Source organism: Cellulomonas hominis, assembly GCF_005239125.1.
Classification (GTDB): Bacteria; Actinomycetota; Actinomycetes; order Actinomycetales; family Cellulomonadaceae; genus Cellulomonas; species Cellulomonas hominis_A.
Genome location: NZ_SZYE01000084.1, coordinates 1 through 16,392 on the forward strand (window position 1 = coordinate 1; position 16,392 = coordinate 16,392).

Here is a 16,392-nt window from a genome sequence, read left to right on the forward strand (position 1 = left end):
GCCGGGACGAGGGCGTCGCCGGACCCGTCGCGCGCGACGGCCGCCGCGGCGGCGAGCGACGCGACCTCGCGGGCGCAGTCGGCGCACGCCGCGAGGTGCGCGCGCGCCGGGGCGTCGAGCGGCTCGCCGAGGGCGGCGAGCGCGAGGTCCTCAGGGTCGAGGTGCGGCACCGTCCACCTCCAACCGGTCGCGCAGCCGTTGCAGGCTACGACGGATGTGGCTCTTGACCGTGCCGAGCGGCAGGTCGAGGCGCCGGGCGATCTGGTCGTGCGTGAGGTCGTCGTAGAACGCCAGCGCGAGGATGGTGCGCTGCGGCTCGCCGAGCCGGTGCAGCTCGTCGACCACCACGACGTGGTCCGCCACCCGCGCGGCCTCGGGCTCGGGCTCGCGCGGGGCCCGGGCGGCGACGGCGCGCACGTCCCGGGCGTCGCGGGTGCGGCGGGCGAGCGCGTCGGCCACGGCGTTCCGGGTGATGCCGGTGAGCCACGCGCGCAGCGGTCCGCGGTCGGCGCGGTAGCCGGAGCGGCCGCGCCACGCGGCGACGAACACCTGCTGGGTGACGTCCTCGGCGTCGGCCGCCGACCCCAGGGTGCGCAGCGCCACGGTGTGCACGAACGCCGACCACCGCCGGTACGCCTCCGCGAGCGCCTGCTCGTCGCCGGCCTCGAACGCGCGCGCCACGGCCTCGTCGTCCCACTCGGACGGCGGGTGCAGGCGCGCGACGGGGCTGGGCAGGGCACGCCTCCTCGCGGGCCGGGTCCCGCCGCGGGGTGCGGGGGTCGCGGAGGCCATCATGCGCCGACCGGGGTGGCCGTGACCAGGACGTTGTCGACGTAGTGCCGCGAGTCCCGGTCGAAGGTGCCGCCGCACGTCACGAGCGCGAGCCGCGGCGGGCCGTCCGGGGTGAACACGTCCGGCCACCGCGCCTCGTCCTTGGGGAACCTGGTCACGGCGTCGACGGCGTACGTGCGGGTGCTGCCGTCGGCGAGCGTGACCTCGACGGCGTCGCCGGGCCGGGCGTCGACCAGGTGCACGAACGGCCCGGTCCCGCCGGACGCGATCGAGTCGACGTGCGCGGCCACGACGGTGGTGCCGGCGGGTCGCCGGGGTCGGGGCCGAACCGGCACCAGCCGCCGCGCTCGGCGAGCGGCGGGATCCCCATCTGCCCGTCCGGGGCGACGCCGACCGGGTCGACGGGGACGTCCACGTCGCGGCCCGGGATGGCGACCCGCACCGGCGCGGTCGGCGACGGGGCCGCGGCCGGCGGCGGCGTGGCGGGGACGACGGGCACGGGCGGGGTGGTCGGCGACGGCGTGGCCGTGCCCGACGTCGTCGCCGGGGACGTCACCACCTCCACCGCGCCCTGCCGCTCCGAGCCCGGGAACGCCCCCGCCAGCCCCGCCGCCGCCAGCCCGAGCAGGACGACGGCGAGGAGGGTCCCGACCACGCCCCGGGGGCAGCGGCGTGGCCGGGGGCCGGGGTCGGTGGGTGGCACGGTGCCTCCGGGTCGGGACGCGGGGGCTGGACCGGGGCGCGGGCGGCGGGGACGACGCACCCGCGCCCCGGCCGTCTCAGCGGCGGTCGTGGACGCTGCGCGGGCCCGCCGCGCGGGCCGCACGGCCCCGGCGACCGCGACCATCGCCAGCAGCGTCGCGGACGCGACCCACGGCGCCGTGGAGCCCTGCTCGGCCGCCGTACCGAGCTCGCCGGACGGCACGCCGCCCGGGGCCGAGTGCAGCCCGCTCCCCGTCGGCGGAGGCGTGGGCGGCTGACACCCCCTCTACCGCGCACGCACCCGGCGCGGATGCACCGGGCGCGCAGGAACCTGGAGGGTTCGTCCCCGTCCGCCCTCGCGGACCCGGTGCCGCGGCCGCGGCGTCCCGGCCCTACCGCAGGAAGCCCGTCACCACGTCGTGCAGCGCGGCCGTGGTCAGCGCGAGGCTCGCCACGTCCACGCGCTCGTCGTCGCCGTGGAACAGCCCGCGCCACGTGCCCGCGTCCCACGCCGGCGACAGCAGGCCGAAGCCGTAGGCCGGCACGCCGCGGCGCCGGTAGAACCGCCCGTCGGTGCCCCCGGTGCCGAGCGTCGGCAGGACCGGCGCCCCGCCGGTGCGGTCGCCCACCGCCTTCTCGATGACCCGGTACAGCTCGGTGTCGGTCGGCGACAGGGACGGCTCGCCCCACCGGTCGCCCTCGACCACGACGTGCGGCGCGAGGTCGCCCACCGCCTCGGCGAGCAGCGCGTCCACGTCCGCGGGGCGGGCGCCGGGCAGCACCCGGATGTCGAGCGTGATCTCCGCGCGCCCCGGGATGACGTTCGGCTTGCCGCCGGCGTGCAGCACCGTGGGGGCGACCGTGGTGTGCGTCGTGGCGTGCGCCACCGGGGCGATCGCGCCGAGCAGCGGCAGCGCCTCGTCGAGCTGCTCCGGGTCCAGGGCCGCCTCCCGGACGTCCGCCGGCAGGTCGAGCGCGTCGACGTACCGCCGCCACAGGTCGCCGATCACGACCGGGCCGCGCAGCGCCGCGATCCGCCGCACCGCCTCCGCGGCGAGGACGATCGCGTTCCGGCTCCCCCACGGGCCCGAGCCGTGGCCGGGCGTGCCGGCGACCCGCAGCCGCCGGCCGGCGCCGCCCTTCTCCCCGACGGCGAGCGTGCGGTGCGCCCCGACGGGGACGCCGCCCGACTCCGTGAGCACGTGGTCGGCCCGCACCAGGTCCCAGCGGTGCGTCGTCAGCCAGTCGACGCCCCAGACGCTGCCGTGCTCCTCGTCCGCGACGGCGGCGAGCAGCAGGTCGCCCGACAGCGGGACGCCGGCGGCCGCGACCGCCCGGGTCACCACGGCGTACGCGGCCGTCAGCCCGAGCATGTCGATCGCGCCCCGCCCCCACACCCAGCCGTCGACCAGCTCGCCGCCGAACGGGTCGCGCGTCCAGCCGTCCGGCTCGACCGGGACGACGTCGGTGTGCCCGAGGAGCCCGAGCGACGGCGCACCCGGGACGCGGCCCTCGATGCGGGTGACGAGCGACGCGCGGCCGGGCTGCGGCTCGACGACCTCCAGGTCCAGCCCGGCGCCGTCCAGGTAGTCCGCGATCGTCCGGGCGTTGCGGATCTCCTGCCCCGACTCGACGGTGCCCTCGTTCACGCAGGCGTTCCGGATCAGCGCCTGCAGCAGCTCGGTGGTCTCGCCGGCCAGGCGGTCGGCGTCGGGCAGGGCGGTCACCGGGTCTCCTCGGGGGTGGCGCGGGCTGCGCGGGCGCCGGTCGGGCGGCCGGCGGAGGCGAGTGGGGCCGACCGCGCGCGGCGCCCCGGGATCGCCGCGACGAGCTCGCGGGTGTACTCCTGCCGCGGGTCGAGCAGGATCTGCTCGGCGGTGCCCTGCTCGACGAGCCGGCCGTCGTGCAGCACGCCGACCTGGTCGGCGACCCGCCGGACCACCGCCAGGTCGTGCGAGATGAACAGGTAGGTCAGGCCGTGCTCGGCCTGGAGCCGGACCAGCAGGTCGAGGATCTGCGCCTGCACGGACACGTCGAGCGCCGACACCGGTTCGTCCAGCACCACCAGGTCCGGGCGCAGGGCGAGCGCGCGGGCGATCGCCACCCGCTGCCGCTGCCCGCCCGAGAGCTCGCGCGGGCTCCGCCGGGCGGCGTCGGCGGGCAGGGCGACGTCGGCGAGCAGCTCGCGCACCCGGTCGGCGCGCTCGGCCCGTGTGCCGACGCCGTAGGCGCGCAGCGGCTCCGCGATCACCTCGGCGACCGTGAACCGCGGGTCGAGCGACGCGTACGGGCTCTGGTAGACGACCTGGAACCCGCGGCGCAGCCGGCGCAGGGTCTCGCCGCGCGCGCCGGTGACGTCCTCGCCGCGGAACCGGACCCGGCCCGCGGTGGGCTGCTCCAGGTGCAGGGCGAGGCGGGCGGTCGTGCTCTTGCCGGAGCCGGACTCGCCCACGAGGGCGTACGTCGTCCCGCGGTCGACGCGCAGGCTCACGCCGTCGACGGCGACCAGCGAGCGGGCGCCCGCGGCGCCGCGCGGCCGCGGGAACTCCTTGCGGACGTCGACCAGCTCCAGCACCGGCACGACCTCGGCGGCCGGCACCGCGGGGGCCCCGGTCGCGGTCGCCGTCGGCGCGGACGGCACCGCCGCCCCGCCCGCCGCACCCGGCGACGCCGCCACCAGCCGCCCGTCCGCGAGGCTCGGCGCCGCCGCGATCAGCTGCCGCGTGTACGGGTGCCGCGGGTCCCCGAGCACCTCGTGGGCGTTGCCCTCCTCGACCACCACCCCGTTCTCCAGCACGACGATCCGGTCGGCCCGGTCCGCGGCGACCCCGAGGTCGTGCGTGATGAGCAGCAGCGCCGTCCCGCGGTCCCGGACCAGCGTCTCCAGGTGGTCGAGAATCCGCCGCTGGACGGTGACGTCGAGGGCGCTGGTGGGCTCGTCGGCGACGACCAGCCGGGGCCCCGCAGCGATCGCGATGGCGATGAGCACCCGCTGCCGAAGGCCGCCGGACAGCTGGTGCGGGTACTGCCGGGCGCGCGCCGCGGGGTCGGGGACCCCGGCCTGCTCCAGCAGGGCGACCGCGCGGCGGCGCGCCTCCCGGCGCCGGGCCAGCCCGTGGATGACCAGGACCTCGGCCACCTGGTCGCCGACGCGCTGCACCGGGTTGAGCGACACGGTCGGGTCCTGCGGGACCAGCCCCACCTCGCGGCCGCGGACCGCCTGCCACTCGCGCTCGGTCAGGTCGGACACGTCCCGACCGCCGAGCCGGATCCGCCCGCCCGTGGCCGCGCCGCCGCGGGCCAGCAGGTGCAGCGCCGCGTGCGCGGTGGTGCTCTTGCCGGACCCGGACTCGCCGACCAGCGCGACCACCTCGCCGGGGCGGACCCGCAGGTCCACCCCGCGCACGGCCCGGTACACCTGGCCGTCCCGGGTGCGGTAGCCGACCTCGAGGCCCTCGACCTCGAGCACGGGCGTCGCGTCGGCCCCGGCCGGGGCGGCGGCCCGGTCCTCCTGCAGCTGCGTCACTGGTCCTCTCCCGTCGTCTCGAGCGCCCGCGCGACCCGGTTGGCGGACAGCACGACCGCCACGATCACGAGCCCGGGCAAGGTGGTGAGCCACCAGGCGGTGGCGAGGTAGTCGCGGCCGCCGGAGATCAGCGCCCCCCACTCCGGGGTGGGCGGCGGAGTGCCGTAGCCGAGGAAGCTCAGCGCGGACACCGCCAGCACCGCGCCGCCGAACTCCAGCGCGACCAGCGCGAGCACCGGCCCGGCGGAGTTGGGCAGCACGTGCCGGCCCAGGACGGACCACCACCGGGCGCCCGAGGCGCGCGCGGCCTCGACATAGACCGAGGTCGACGTGCGCAGCACCTCGGCGCGCATCACGCGGGCGAACGTCGCCACGGCCCCGACGCCGACCGCGACCGCGATCTTGGTGGGCCCGGTGCCGAGCGCGGTGATGATCGCGAGCGACAGCAGGATGCTGGGCACCGCGAGCAGCACGTCGACCGCGCGGCCCACGACGTCGTCCACCCAGCCGCGCAGGAACCCGGCCAGCAGCCCGAGGGCCGACCCGACCACCAGCCCGACGACGACCGCGAGCGCCGTGGTCCGCAGGGACAGCGAGGCGCCGTGCACGACGCGCGTCCACACGTCGCGGCCCAGGTGGTCGGTGCCGAACAGGTGCTCGGGGGACGGCGCCAGCAGCCGGTCGGCGGGCACGCCGGTGATCGGGTCGCCGGACGCGAACACAGCCGGCGCGGCGGCCCAGGCGGCGACGAGCAGCAGCACCAGCCCCGCGAGCACCAGCCCCGGGCGCCGGAGCAGATACCGCCCCGCCCGCGCGGCCCACGGGCCGGCGGACCCGGCGCGCCGCGCCCGCCCGTGCCGCAGGATCGACCGGGCGTCCTGGCGGTCCGCGATCTCGATCTCGTCGGGGGTGCGGGTGGTCGTGGCGGTCACGCGGCCACCGCCTTCCGGGTCGGGGCCTGCTCGATGCGCGGGTCCAGCAGCGGGTAGAGCAGGTCGACGACCAGCGTGGTGACGACGAACACGAGCGCCGAGAGCACGACGACCGCGAGCACCACCGGCACGTCCTGGGTGTTGACGGACTGCACGGTGAGCCGCCCGAGCCCGACCCGGGAGAAGACGGTCTCGGTGACGACCGCCCCGCCGAGCAGCCCGCCCACCAGGACGCCGAGCATCGTGAACGCCGGGATCGCCGCGTTGCGCAGCGCGTGCCCGAGCTGCACCCGGAGCCGGCCGGCCCCCTTGGCGCGGGCGGTCTCGACGTACGGCTCGCCGAGCGTGCCGCGCAGGCTGCGGGACAGCACCTGCGCGAGCTGCGCGCCGGGCGGGATCGCGAGGGTCACGGCGGGCAGCACCAGGCTCTGCCAGCCGGAGTTGCCGATCGCGGGCAGCAGGCCGGCGCGGAACGACAGCCACTGCAGCAGGACGAGCCCGATGAAGAACGTCGGCAGCGCGACCCCCACCGGCGGCAGCGCCGACAGCACCTGGCGCAGCCACCGGCTGCGCGGCAGCACGCTGGCCACCGCGAGCGCCGTGCCGCCGAGCACCGCGAGCGTCAGGGCGACGCCCGTGAGCAGCAGCGTCTGGGGCAGCGCCTGCGCGACCAGGGTCCCGGCCGGCGCCCCCGACTGGTACGACGGCCCGAGATCGAGCCGGACCGCACCCCAGAGGGCGTCGGCGTACTGGACCAGCACCGGCCGGTCCAGCCCGTACCGGGCGCGCAGGTCGTCCAGCAGGGCCGGGTCGACCGACGCCACCTCCCCGCCCGACCCGGCGGCCAGCGCCGCCGGGTCGCTCGGGAGCAGGTAGAGCACGAAGAAGGCGATGGTGAACGCGGCCCAGAGCACGAACAGCCCCTGGGCGGCGCGTCGCGCGACGTACCGGGCCATCAGGACGGGTCCACCCACGCGCCGTAGAAGTCGAGCCGGCTGGAGCCCTCGAACGTGAGCCCGTGCACGCGGTCGGCGGCGGCGATCGTGGTCGACAGCTCGTAGACCGGGATGGCGTGGCCGTGCTCGACCAGCAGGCGGGAGGCCTCCTCGATCAGCTGCCCGCGCTCGTCGGGGTCGGTGGCCGCGGCGGACCGGTCGAGCAGGTCGTCGACCTCCTCGGCCGGGCGGTCGTTGATGTTGCGCGCGTTCGCCGAGAAGATCAGCCGCAGCACGTCCGGGTCCGACCGGGTGAGGTTGTAGTAGTCGAAGTCGAAGTCGCCGCTCTCCTTGATGGCGGTCGACTCGGCGATCTCGACGTGCTGCAGCTGCAGGTCCACGCCGATCTGGCGCAGCTGCTGCTGCACGAGCTCCAGCGGCGCCGGGTCCTGCCAGAACGTGACGGTGGTCGACAGCCTCTGTCCGTCCTTCTCCCGGATGCCGTCGTCGCCGACCAGCCAGCCCGCGTCGTCCAGCAGCTCCTCGGCGCCGTCGGGGTCGTGGGCGAGCAGGTCGCCCAGGTCCGCGGCGAGCGGGGTGGAGTGGGAGAGCACGCCGGTCGCCGCCTGGTCGCGCTCGGTGAGGACGGTGTCGACGATCTGCTGCCGGTCGATGCCCTTCGAGATGGCGACCCGCACGGCCTCGTCGGACGCGAGCGGGCTCGACTCCTTCGGGAACAGCTGGTATGCCACGCCGGGGTTGGCGCGCTGCTGCAGCCAGAACCCGTTGCCGTCGAACTGCGGCTGGTCGACGGCCGCGATCGCCGCGGTCGCGTCGATCTGGCCCGAGGCCAGGCTGCCGGCGCGCACCGACGACTCCGGGATGACCTGGTACGTCACGGTGTCGAGGTAGGCCTCGCCGGTGTGCTCGTCGGCCTCCGACGACCAGTCGTAGCCGCGCACCTTCGTCAGGACGATCTCCTGGTCCTGGGTGTACGACTCGACCTGGAACGGGCCGGACCCCACGTAGTCGCCGGCGCAGCGCTCCTCGGGCGTGAGGTCCGCCGAGGCGGGTGACAGCAGGCCGAGGGAGAACGTCGAGGTGGCCTGGAGGAACTGGGCGCTCGGCTGGGCGAAGTCGACGGTGAGCGTCTGCGGGTCCGCGACCGTCGTGCCCTCGTATCCCACCAGGTACTGCGAGCCCAGCGACGCCGTCGCGCCGAGGGCGACGATCGCGTCGAAGTTCGTCTTCACCGACTCCGCGTCGATCGGGGTGCCGTCCGCGTAGGTGGCGCCCTCGCGCAGGTGGAACGTGTAGCTCGACGCGTCGTCGCCGACCTCCCAGCTCTCGGCGAGCCACGGCACGATCTCGCCGGTGTCCGGGTCCTGCGCGGTGAGCGAGGCGACGGTCTGCCGGGCGACGGCGATGGCGTCGTTGTTGCCGACCTGCTGCGGGTCGATGCACCGGGAGTCGACCGTGATCGCGAACCGGAGGTCGCCGCCGGTGACGGGCTCGGCGTCCGCGCCGGTCGAGGCGTCGCCGGAGCCGCCGCCGGTCCCGCCCGAGGAGCAGGCGGCGAGCAGCAGGGCGGTGGTGGCGAGCGTGGCCGCGGCGGCGGGGCGGGCGCCCCGACGTCGGGTGGGCGTGGTCATCGGTGCTCCTGGGGTGGGTGGGTCGGGGGTGGTGAGTCGGCGCGGCGGGTCAGCCGGCGACGGGCACGGGGGCCTGCGCCGCGTGGTCGACGGCGGTGAAGCCGGCGGCGCGGCGGGGGTCGGCGGCGCTCCACAGGTCGGTGCGCACCTCGGCGCGGACCAGCGGCGCGACCTCCTCGGCGAACCGACGCAGCACGTCCTCCTGCTCCGCGGGGTCGAGCAGGTGGTTCACGGAGACGGACTGCAGGACGTGCCCGTAGGTCGCGTGGTAGTCGAGGATCTTCTCGGCCACCCGCTCCGGCGAGCCGACCAGGGCGGGGCCGCGCTCGACGGCCTCCTCCAGCGTGCGGAAGGACGGCGCCCTCCCCACGGCGTCGGCGCCGTGGCCCCGACGGGCGGCGGCGTCGACCTGTCCCTGGTACAGCGGCCGGTACTGCGCGACGGCCGCCTCGGTGGTGTCCGCGAGGAACAGCCCGCCGGAGCCGGCGCCGACGTACGCGCCGGCCGGGTCGTGGCCGTGCGCGGCGTACCGCTCGCGGTAGTGGTCGAGCAGCACCGCGTAGTTCTCCCGCGGCTGCAGGGCGTTGGCGGTGACGACGGGGTCGCCCCACCGCGCGGCCAGCTCGACCGCGAACCGGGAGGTCGCCGAGCCGTGCCAGATCCGGAACGGCCCGGCGTACGGCCGCGGGAGCGTGGTCGCGTGCTCCAGGCGGTGCCGGTGCCGGCCCTCCCAGGTCACGTCCTCCTCGGACAGCAGCAGCCGGAGGAGCTCGTAGTTCTCCTCGAGGTACTCGTACTGCCGGGCGAGGTCGAGGCCGAGCAGCGGGTACTGCAGCACCTCGTTGCCCTTCCCGATGACGATCTCCAGCCGCCCGCGGGACAGCTGGTCGACGGTCGCCAGGTCCTCGGCGACCCGCACGGGGTCGAGCAGGGACAGCACCGTGACGCCCGTCGACAGCAGGATCCTGCTGGTCGAGGCGGCGATCGCCCCGAGGATCACGGTGGGGGCCGACGACAGGACGTCACCGGCGTGCCGCTCCCCCACGGCGAACGAGTCGAAGCCGAGCTCCTCGGCCAGGACGGCGTGCCGCACGGTGCGGGCCAGCCGGTCGGCCGGCGGCACCGCCTCGCCCGTGACGGGGTGCGGCGGGTTGAAGACGATGTCGAGCAGCTGGAAGCGCACGGGCCGGCCCCCGGTCAGGCCGCGGCGGACGACGTGGCGGCCTCGCGGTCGCGCGCGGCGACGCCCTCGCGCACCAGCGGGATGACGTACCGGCCGAAGTCGACCGCGTCGTCCAGCAGGTCGTAGCCGCGGGCCGAGATGACCCGGACGCCGAGGTCGTAGTACGCCAGCAGCGCCTCGGCGACCTGCTCCGGCGTGCCGACCAGCGCGTTCGAGTTGCCCGCGCCACCGGTGGCCCTGGCCGTGGCGGTCCACAGCACCGAGTCGTACCGCTCGCCCTGCGCGGCGATCTCCAGCAGCCGCTGGGAGCCCGCGTTCTCCGGGGCGTCGACCGGGTGCCGCGTGCTGAGCACGCCGCCGAGCGCGGCCTTGCGCGCCTCGATCGCGCCGAGCACGCGGTGGGCCTTCTCCCAGGCCAGCTCCTCGGTCGGCGCGATGATCGGCCGGAACGCGGCGTGGATGCGCGGCGGCGTCGCACGGCCCGCGGCGGCGGCCTCGGCGTGCACCCGGTCGATCTGCTCCCGGGTGCGGTCCAGCGGCTCGCCCCAGACGGCGTAGATGTCCGCCTCCGCCGCACCGACCCGGAACGCCGCGTCGGAGGACCCGCCGAACGAGACGGTCGGCACGTGGCCGTCGACCGGCTTGGTGTCCAGGTGGAAGTCGGCGAAGTCGTAGAACCGGCCGTGGTGGTCGAACGGCTCGGTGGACGTCCACGCCCGCTTGACGATCTGGATGTACTCCTGGGTGCGGGCGTACCGCTCGTCCTTGGTCAGGGTGTCGCCCTCGCGGCCTTGCTCGTGGTCGTTGCCGCCGGTGATGAAGTGGACCGACAGCCGCCCGCCGGACAGCTGGTCGAGCGTCGCGAACGTCTTGGCGGCGTAGGTCGGGTACGAGACGTTCGGCCGGTGCGCGAGCAGCAGCTCGATGGAGTCGAGGCGGGACGCGACGTACGCGGCGAGGGCCGCCGGCTCCGGCCCGGCCGAGCCGTAGGCGAACAGGACCCGGGTCCAGCCGTGGTCCTCGTGCGCCCGGACGATCCGCTCCAGGTAGCGGGGGTCGAACGGGCGGGTCGTGGCGGCGCGCGTCTCGGACGCGTCGTTGGTGGTGGCGATGCCGAGGAACTCGACGGGCATGGTGGGGTGCTCCTTCGCTTCTCTCGCCGAGAGAGGGCCTGCGCGCCGAGAGAGGTCCGTCGCGGGTCCTCCCTCGGCCGGGAGGTCCTGTCTCGGCGGCACGGGCGGGTCGGTGGGGGTCAGGCGGGGGCGTCGGTCGGCGGCTCGGCGGGGAGGCCGGCGTCGCGCCAGGCAGGGAAGCCGCCGTCGACGTGCGACACGGTGTAGCCGCGGGCCGCCAGGGCCTCGGCGACCGGGCGGGAGCCGTTCTCCGAGCCGCACACCACGACGACCGGGGTGTCGATCGAGATCACCGGCGCGTGCGCGGGGCCGAACAGCGCGTCGAGGTCCGTGCGGTCCAGCAGGGTCGAGCCCGGGATCTCGCCGTGCGACGCGCGGCCGCCCGCGGAGCGGACGTCGACGAGCAGGGCGCCGCGGCCCAGGTCGCCTCGGGGGTGGCGGGCGCCGGCGTCGTGGGCGCGGGCGTGGTGGGTGTGCTGGTCATGGCGGGCTCCTTCAGGGGACGAGGGCGAGGGCGGGGCGGTCGGTGCCGGCGGGCGGGGCCGCGGGCGCGACGCCCCAGGCCTCGGCGAGCAGCGCGAACGACCGCCGGGCGTCGGCGGGGTCGTGCGTGGCCGTGGTGACGAGCAGCTCGTCGGCGCCGGTGACGCGCTGCAGCGTCGCCAGCCGGTCGACGACGTGCCCGGGGGCGCCGACGACGCGGGTGTCGACCCGGTCGGCGACGAGGGCGCGCTCCTCGGCGTCGCGCGCCTCCCACGGCACGGCGTCGTCGGGGTGCGGGTAGGCGATCGCCCCGGCGGCGCCGCGGCGGATGGACAGCACCCAGTCGGCGAACGGGGTGGCGAGCGCCCGGGCGCGGGCGGTGGTCTCGGCGACCAGCACGTCGGCCGACACCACCACGTACGGCCGGTCGAGCACCCCCGGGCGGAAGGCCGCGCGGTAGGCGGCGATCGTGTCGAGGGTGGTGGCCGGGCTGACGTGGAAGTTCGCCGCGATCGGCAGGCCGAGCTCGCCGGCGACCCGGGCGCTCTCCCCCGCCGAGGAGGCGAGCACCCAGAGGTCGAAGTCGGCGCCCTCGACCGGTGGCGCCACGTGCCGGGTGCCGTCGGCCTCGGCGTAGTCCCCGGCGCGCAGGCCGAGGACCAGGCCGAGCTCGTCGCGGAACGCCGCCGGGGTGCGGGAGGCCCCGACGACGCGCTTCTGCGCGAGCAGCCGCTCGCGCAGCACGGAGTCGGAGCCGTCGACCGGCGGGGCACCGGGGACGTGCAGGCCGTCGACGACGCGGGGGCCGAGGACCGGCCGCGCCGCGGGCGCCGGGGCGACGGCCGCCGGCTCCGTGGCCGGCCCGTCCGGAGCCGACCGCGGCGGCGTGAACGCCCGGCCCAGACCCAGGTCGACCCGCCCCGGGTGCAGCGCGGCGATGGTGCCGAACTGCTCGGCGGCGACCAGCGGGCTGGTGGTGCTGAGCAGCACCGCCCCCGACCCGACGCGGATCCGCTCGGTGCGGGCCGCGACGGCGGCGGCGAGCACCGCGGGCGACGCGGAGCCGACGCCCGGGGACAGGTGGTGCTCGGCGTACCAGACCCGGCGGTAGCCGAGCCGGTCGAGGTCGACGGCCAGGTCGACGGCCGCCCGCACGGCCTCGGCGCCGGTGCCGCCCGCGGGGACGACCGCGAGGTCGAGCACGGACAGCGGGACGCGGGGGTTCTCGGACATGGTTCTCCTCCGGGGGTGGTGCGGGCGGGCCGTCGGCGGTCAGGACGTCCGGGGCAGGCCGGGCGGGTTGGTGACGGGCGCGTCGATCGCCTCGGCCTCGAGGCCCCAGCGCTCGAGGACCTGCTCGTAGCTGCCGTCGTCGAACGCGCCCTGCAGGGCGGCGGTGACGGCGTCGGCCCAGCCGCTGCCCTTGAGCGTGGTCACGGCGATCTGCGCGGTGTCCGGCCAGCCGCCGTTGAGCGTCCCGACCACGGTGAAGTCCTGCGGCGAGACCTTGGCCTTGTACGCGGCGGTGGCGTTGGGGCCGAACGAGACGTCGATCCGGCCGGACTGCAGCGCGAGGATGGTGTCGCCGTCGTTCTCGAAGTACTCGACCTGCACGGGATCGAGGCCGGCGGCCTGGTTCTCCTCGTCCCAGGCGAGCAGGATCTTCTCCTGGTTGGTGCCCGACCCGACGGCCACGGTGAGGCCCGCGATGTCGGCCGGCTCGTCGATCGCGGTGATGTCGCTGCCGGCCTTCACCAGCCAGCCGAGCTCGTCGTCCCGGTAGGACGAGAAGTCGAACAGCTCCTTGCGCTCCTCGGTCACGGTGACGTTGGAGATGGTGGCGTCGACGTCGCCGGACTGGACCGCGAGCGGCCAGTCGGCCCAGGCCTTCACCTGGAGGTCGAGGTCCTTGCCGAGCGCGTCGGCGACCAGCTGGGCGATGTCGGTCTCGTTGCCGATCGGCGTCTGGTCGTCGTCGGCGAGGAACGCCAGGGGCGCGACGTAGGCGCTGACGGCGACGGTGAACGTGTCCTGCTCCGCGAGCCCGGGCGGCAGCAGCGCGATCGCGGCGGGGTTCTCGGCGGTGTGGATGCGGTCCTGCTCCGGGCTGGTGCCCACCTCGAGGCCGGCGGCCTCGGCCGCGTCCTGGAGGTCGCCGCCGCCGGCCTCGGCCGCGTCGGAGGTCCCGCCGCAGGCGGCGAGCAGGGCGAGGACGGGCACGAGCGCCAGGGCGGCGTGCGGGCGGCGGCGGGAGCCGGGCGGGCGGGTGCGGGTCGTGCGCATGGCGGGTGGCCTCTCGGGAGGGTGGTCGGCGCGGGCGGTGGGCGCGCGCCGGGCGGGACGGGTCAGCGGACCTTGTCGAGGAACGCGCGGGTGCGCGGGTGCGCGGGGCTGCCGAGCACCCGGGCCGCGGGGCCCTGCTCGACCACGACGCCGTCGTCCATGAACACGACGGTGTCGGCGACGTCGCGGGCGAACGCGACCTCGTGGGTGACGACCACGAGCGTGGTGCCGTCGTGGGCGAGGTCCCGGATCACGCCGAGCACCTCCCCCACGAGCTCGGGGTCGAGGGCGGACGTCGGCTCGTCGAACAGCAGCAGCGCCGGCTTCACGGCGAGCGCGCGGGCGATCGCGACCCGCTGCTGCTGGCCGCCCGAGAGCTGCCGCGGCCGGGCGTCGGCCTTGTCCGACAGCCCCACCCGGGCGAGCAGCGCGCGGGCCTCGGCCTCCACCTCCGCCCGCGGGCGCCCCTGGGCCGAGACGGGCGCCTCGACGACGTTCTCCAGGGCCGTCAGGTGCGGGAACAGGTGGAAGTTCTGGAACACGAAGCCGATCCGGGTGCGCTGGCGCAGCACGTCGCGCTCGGTGAGCTCGCGCAGCACCTCGCGGCGGCGCCGGCCCCAGCCCGCGCGCCGGCGGGCGTAGCCGATGACCTGGCCGTCCAGGGCGACGAACCCGCGGTCCGGGCGCTCCAGGTGGTTCACCAGGCGCAGCAGGGTCGACTTGCCGGAGCCGGACGGGCCGAGGATCACGGTGACCTCGCCCGGGCGGACCTCCAGGTCGACGCCGCGCAGCACCTCGAGGGTGCCGTACGACTTGGACAGGCCGTGGACCCGGAGGTGGCCGCCGGCGGGGGCGCGGGTCGCGGCGGGCGCCGCGGCCGGGGCCGCGGCGGGGGCGGGGAGCACGCTGGTCATCGGGAGCCTCCGGTGTCGGTGCGGGGTGCGGTCCGGGTGAGGTGGCCGCGGCGGGCGCCGGCCAGGAACGTGGGCGGCAGGTCCGCGGGCAGCGGGCGCCCGGTCAGCCGGGCCGCGGCGACGGCGACCGTCCAGCGCAGCCGCTGGAGCGGGGTCGGCGGCAGCGTGCGCAGCGCGCCGCGGGCGTAGTACCGCTCGAGGTAGTACTGGGCGACCGTGAGCACGGTGGTCGTGAGCAGGTACCAGATCGCGGCGACGATCAGCAGCGGGACCACCCGCTGGTTCCGGCCGTAGATGACGCCGACCGTGTAGAACAGCTCGCCGTAGGCCAGCACGTAGACGACCGACGTGCCCTTGAGCAGCCCGATGATCTCGTTCACCGACGTGGGCACGATGGTGCGCATCGCCTGCGGCAGCACGATCCGCCACTGCTGCCGTCCCCGCGGGAGGCCGAGCGCGGCCGCGGCCTCGTGCTGGCCCTGGTCGACCCCGAGGATGCCGGCGCGGACGATCTCCGCGGAGTACGCGGCCTGCGACAGCCCGAGCCCGAGCACCGCGGCGCCGAACTTGTCGACGACGTCGAGGGTGTCGAACTGCAGCCACTCCGGGCCGAACGGGACGCCGATCGACAGCTGCGGGTAGAGGTAGGCGAGGTTGTACCAGAGCAGCAGCTGCAGGATCAGCGGCACGGACCGGAACACCCAGGAGTACGCCCAGGAGACCGACTGCAGCAGCGGGGACCGGGACAGCCGCATCAGGGCGAGGACGGTGCCGAGCCCGAAGCCGATCACCGCCGCGACGGCGGTGAGCCGCACGGTCGCCCACACGCCCTGGAGCACGGACGGCCAGGTCAGGTACTGCGCGACGACGTCCCACTCCCACTGCGGGTTGGTGAGCAGCGAGCTGGCGACCATCGCCACCAGGACGGCCACGCCGGCGGTGGCGACCCAGCGGCCCGGGTGCCGGGCGGGGAGGACGGGCAGGTCGGCGAGGGCGCCGGCGTCGACGGCCGGAGCGGGGGCGGCGCCGGTCGCGGGGGCGGGCGTCGTGGTCGCGGCGCTCACCGGGCGAGCCACTTCTCGAAGGCGTGCGGGACCAGGTCGCCGGGGTACGCGGCGGGCTCGAACAGCGGGGTGTAGCCGGCCGCGAGGTACAGCTGCACGGCCTCCGGCTGCTTCGGGCCGGTGGTCAGGTAGAGCCGCGGGTAGCCGGCCGCGGCGGCGCGGGCCTCGAGCTCGGCGAGCACCACGCGGCCCAGGCCCCGGCGGCGGTGCGCCGCGTGGGTCCAGATCCGCTTGAGCTCGGCGGTCCGCACCGCGGGCGCGCCCGCGGCGTCCCGGGCGGCGGTGTCGGCGAGCCGGGCCGGCTCGCCGTGCTCCGGCTCCCAGCGGCGGCGGAACGCCCCGCCCGCGACCGGCGCACCGTCCTCCAGCACGAGCACCAGGGCGCCGTGCGGCGGGGCGAACTCCTCCGCCCCGTGGTGCGCCAGCTCGTCGCGCAGCTCGGCCGGCGAGAGCAGGCCCCGGTACCGGGTGCTGTACTCGTGCGCCAGGCCGTCGAGCAGCGGGCCGACCAGCGGGTCGTCCAGCCGCGCGGCGCGCACGCTGAGCCGCGCCGGGTCGAGCGGGGCCGGAGCGAGCGGGGCCGGGTCGAGCGGGGCGGGGTCGAGCGGGGCCGGGTCGGGCACCGGCACCCGCAGCGGGGTCGTGGTCATCGGGTCACCTCGGGGTCGGTCGGTCGGGTGCGGCGGCGGACGGGGTGCGGTGGCGCGGCCGTCAGGTCAGGGCGAACGGGGCGGCGGACCAGGGGGCCTCGGCGGGCAGGGCCCGGGCGCCGCCGACCCCGCCCCGCGCGGCG

At 76.8% G+C, this 16,392-nt stretch carries 15 protein-coding genes; all 15 read right to left on the reverse strand.

Annotated elements, in window-relative coordinates; all coding sequences use genetic code 11:
* Window positions 1–150: 150 nt before the first annotated feature.
* Entirely contained in the window at window positions 151–795 is a 645-nt protein-coding gene (locus tag FA014_RS11305; RefSeq protein WP_230323077.1) for an RNA polymerase sigma factor, read from the reverse strand.
* Entirely contained in the window at window positions 792–1,082 is a 291-nt protein-coding gene (locus FA014_RS11310) for a class F sortase (RefSeq protein ID WP_195969256.1), read from the reverse strand. The genes FA014_RS11305 and FA014_RS11310 overlap by 4 nt, the downstream gene beginning before the upstream one ends.
* A gap of 804 nt (window positions 1,083–1,886) precedes the next feature.
* Complete coding sequence (locus FA014_RS11315; RefSeq protein WP_230323078.1) at window positions 1,887–3,221, reverse strand: M20/M25/M40 family metallo-hydrolase; 1,335 nt, start codon at window positions 3,219–3,221, stop codon at window positions 1,887–1,889.
* Window positions 3,218–5,020: a dipeptide ABC transporter ATP-binding protein gene (locus FA014_RS11320; RefSeq protein ID WP_230323079.1), complete on the reverse strand. Its 1,803-nt coding sequence runs from the start codon at window positions 5,018–5,020 to the stop codon at window positions 3,218–3,220. Before FA014_RS11320 ends, FA014_RS11315 begins: the two co-directional genes overlap by 4 nt.
* Window positions 5,017–5,952, reverse strand: a complete 936-nt coding sequence (locus FA014_RS11325) for an ABC transporter permease (RefSeq protein WP_419178393.1) — start codon at window positions 5,950–5,952, stop codon at window positions 5,017–5,019. Before FA014_RS11325 ends, FA014_RS11320 begins: the two co-directional genes overlap by 4 nt.
* Window positions 5,949–6,926, reverse strand: a complete 978-nt coding sequence (locus FA014_RS11330) for an ABC transporter permease (RefSeq protein WP_328288197.1) — start codon at window positions 6,924–6,926, stop codon at window positions 5,949–5,951. The genes FA014_RS11325 and FA014_RS11330 overlap by 4 nt, the downstream gene beginning before the upstream one ends.
* Window positions 6,908–8,539 carry an ABC transporter substrate-binding protein gene (locus FA014_RS11335; protein WP_154729785.1) on the reverse strand — a complete coding sequence of 544 codons (1,632 nt, stop codon included), beginning with the start codon at window positions 8,537–8,539 and terminating at the stop codon, window positions 6,908–6,910. The genes FA014_RS11330 and FA014_RS11335 overlap by 19 nt, the downstream gene beginning before the upstream one ends.
* A gap of 49 nt (window positions 8,540–8,588) precedes the next feature.
* A complete protein-coding gene (locus FA014_RS11340; protein WP_154729786.1) occupies window positions 8,589–9,722 on the reverse strand; it encodes an LLM class flavin-dependent oxidoreductase in 1,134 nt (377 codons plus the stop codon).
* 14 nt (window positions 9,723–9,736) lie between these two features.
* A complete protein-coding gene (locus FA014_RS11345; RefSeq protein ID WP_154729787.1) occupies window positions 9,737–10,855 on the reverse strand; it encodes an LLM class flavin-dependent oxidoreductase in 1,119 nt (372 codons plus the stop codon).
* 119 nt (window positions 10,856–10,974) lie between these two features.
* Window positions 10,975–11,277, reverse strand: a complete 303-nt coding sequence (locus FA014_RS11350; RefSeq protein ID WP_154729798.1) for a rhodanese-like domain-containing protein — start codon at window positions 11,275–11,277, stop codon at window positions 10,975–10,977.
* Between the two features lie 73 nt (window positions 11,278–11,350).
* Window positions 11,351–12,571 carry an LLM class flavin-dependent oxidoreductase gene (locus FA014_RS11355; protein ID WP_154729788.1) on the reverse strand — a complete coding sequence of 407 codons (1,221 nt, stop codon included), beginning with the start codon at window positions 12,569–12,571 and terminating at the stop codon, window positions 11,351–11,353.
* A 39-nt stretch (window positions 12,572–12,610) separates the two neighbouring features.
* Window positions 12,611–13,621 carry an ABC transporter substrate-binding protein gene (locus tag FA014_RS11360; RefSeq protein WP_154729789.1) on the reverse strand — a complete coding sequence of 337 codons (1,011 nt, stop codon included), beginning with the start codon at window positions 13,619–13,621 and terminating at the stop codon, window positions 12,611–12,613.
* A 62-nt stretch (window positions 13,622–13,683) separates the two neighbouring features.
* Window positions 13,684–14,535 (reverse strand): amino acid ABC transporter ATP-binding protein, encoded by an 852-nt coding sequence (locus FA014_RS11365; protein WP_154729790.1) that lies wholly within the window; start codon window positions 14,533–14,535, stop codon window positions 13,684–13,686.
* A complete protein-coding gene (locus tag FA014_RS11370) occupies window positions 14,532–15,599 on the reverse strand; it encodes an amino acid ABC transporter permease (RefSeq protein WP_230323080.1) in 1,068 nt (355 codons plus the stop codon). The genes FA014_RS11365 and FA014_RS11370 overlap by 4 nt, the downstream gene beginning before the upstream one ends.
* Window positions 15,596–16,249, reverse strand: coding sequence for a GNAT family N-acetyltransferase (locus FA014_RS11375; protein ID WP_154729792.1), 654 nt, complete (start codon window positions 16,247–16,249; stop codon window positions 15,596–15,598). Before FA014_RS11375 ends, FA014_RS11370 begins: the two co-directional genes overlap by 4 nt.
* Window positions 16,250–16,392 lie beyond the last annotated feature (143 nt).

Excerpts from the sequence above, each read along its gene's own strand:
- FA014_RS11345 (WP_154729787.1), bottom strand. The coding sequence starts at position 10,855 with ATGCCCGTCGAGTTCCTCGGCATCGCCACCACCAACGACGCGTCCGAG.
- FA014_RS11355 (WP_154729788.1), bottom strand. The coding sequence starts at position 12,571 with ATGTCCGAGAACCCCCGCGTCCCGCTGTCCGTGCTCGACCTCGCGGTC.
- FA014_RS11335 (WP_154729785.1), bottom strand. The coding sequence starts at position 8,539 with ATGACCACGCCCACCCGACGTCGGGGCGCCCGCCCCGCCGCCGCGGCC.
- FA014_RS11365 (WP_154729790.1), bottom strand. The coding sequence starts at position 14,535 with ATGACCAGCGTGCTCCCCGCCCCCGCCGCGGCCCCGGCCGCGGCGCCC.
- FA014_RS11305 (WP_230323077.1), bottom strand. The coding sequence starts at position 795 with ATGATGGCCTCCGCGACCCCCGCACCCCGCGGCGGGACCCGGCCCGCG.
- FA014_RS11360 (WP_154729789.1), bottom strand. The coding sequence starts at position 13,621 with ATGCGCACGACCCGCACCCGCCCGCCCGGCTCCCGCCGCCGCCCGCAC.
- FA014_RS11375 (WP_154729792.1), bottom strand. The coding sequence starts at position 16,249 with ATGACCACGACCCCGCTGCGGGTGCCGGTGCCCGACCCGGCCCCGCTC.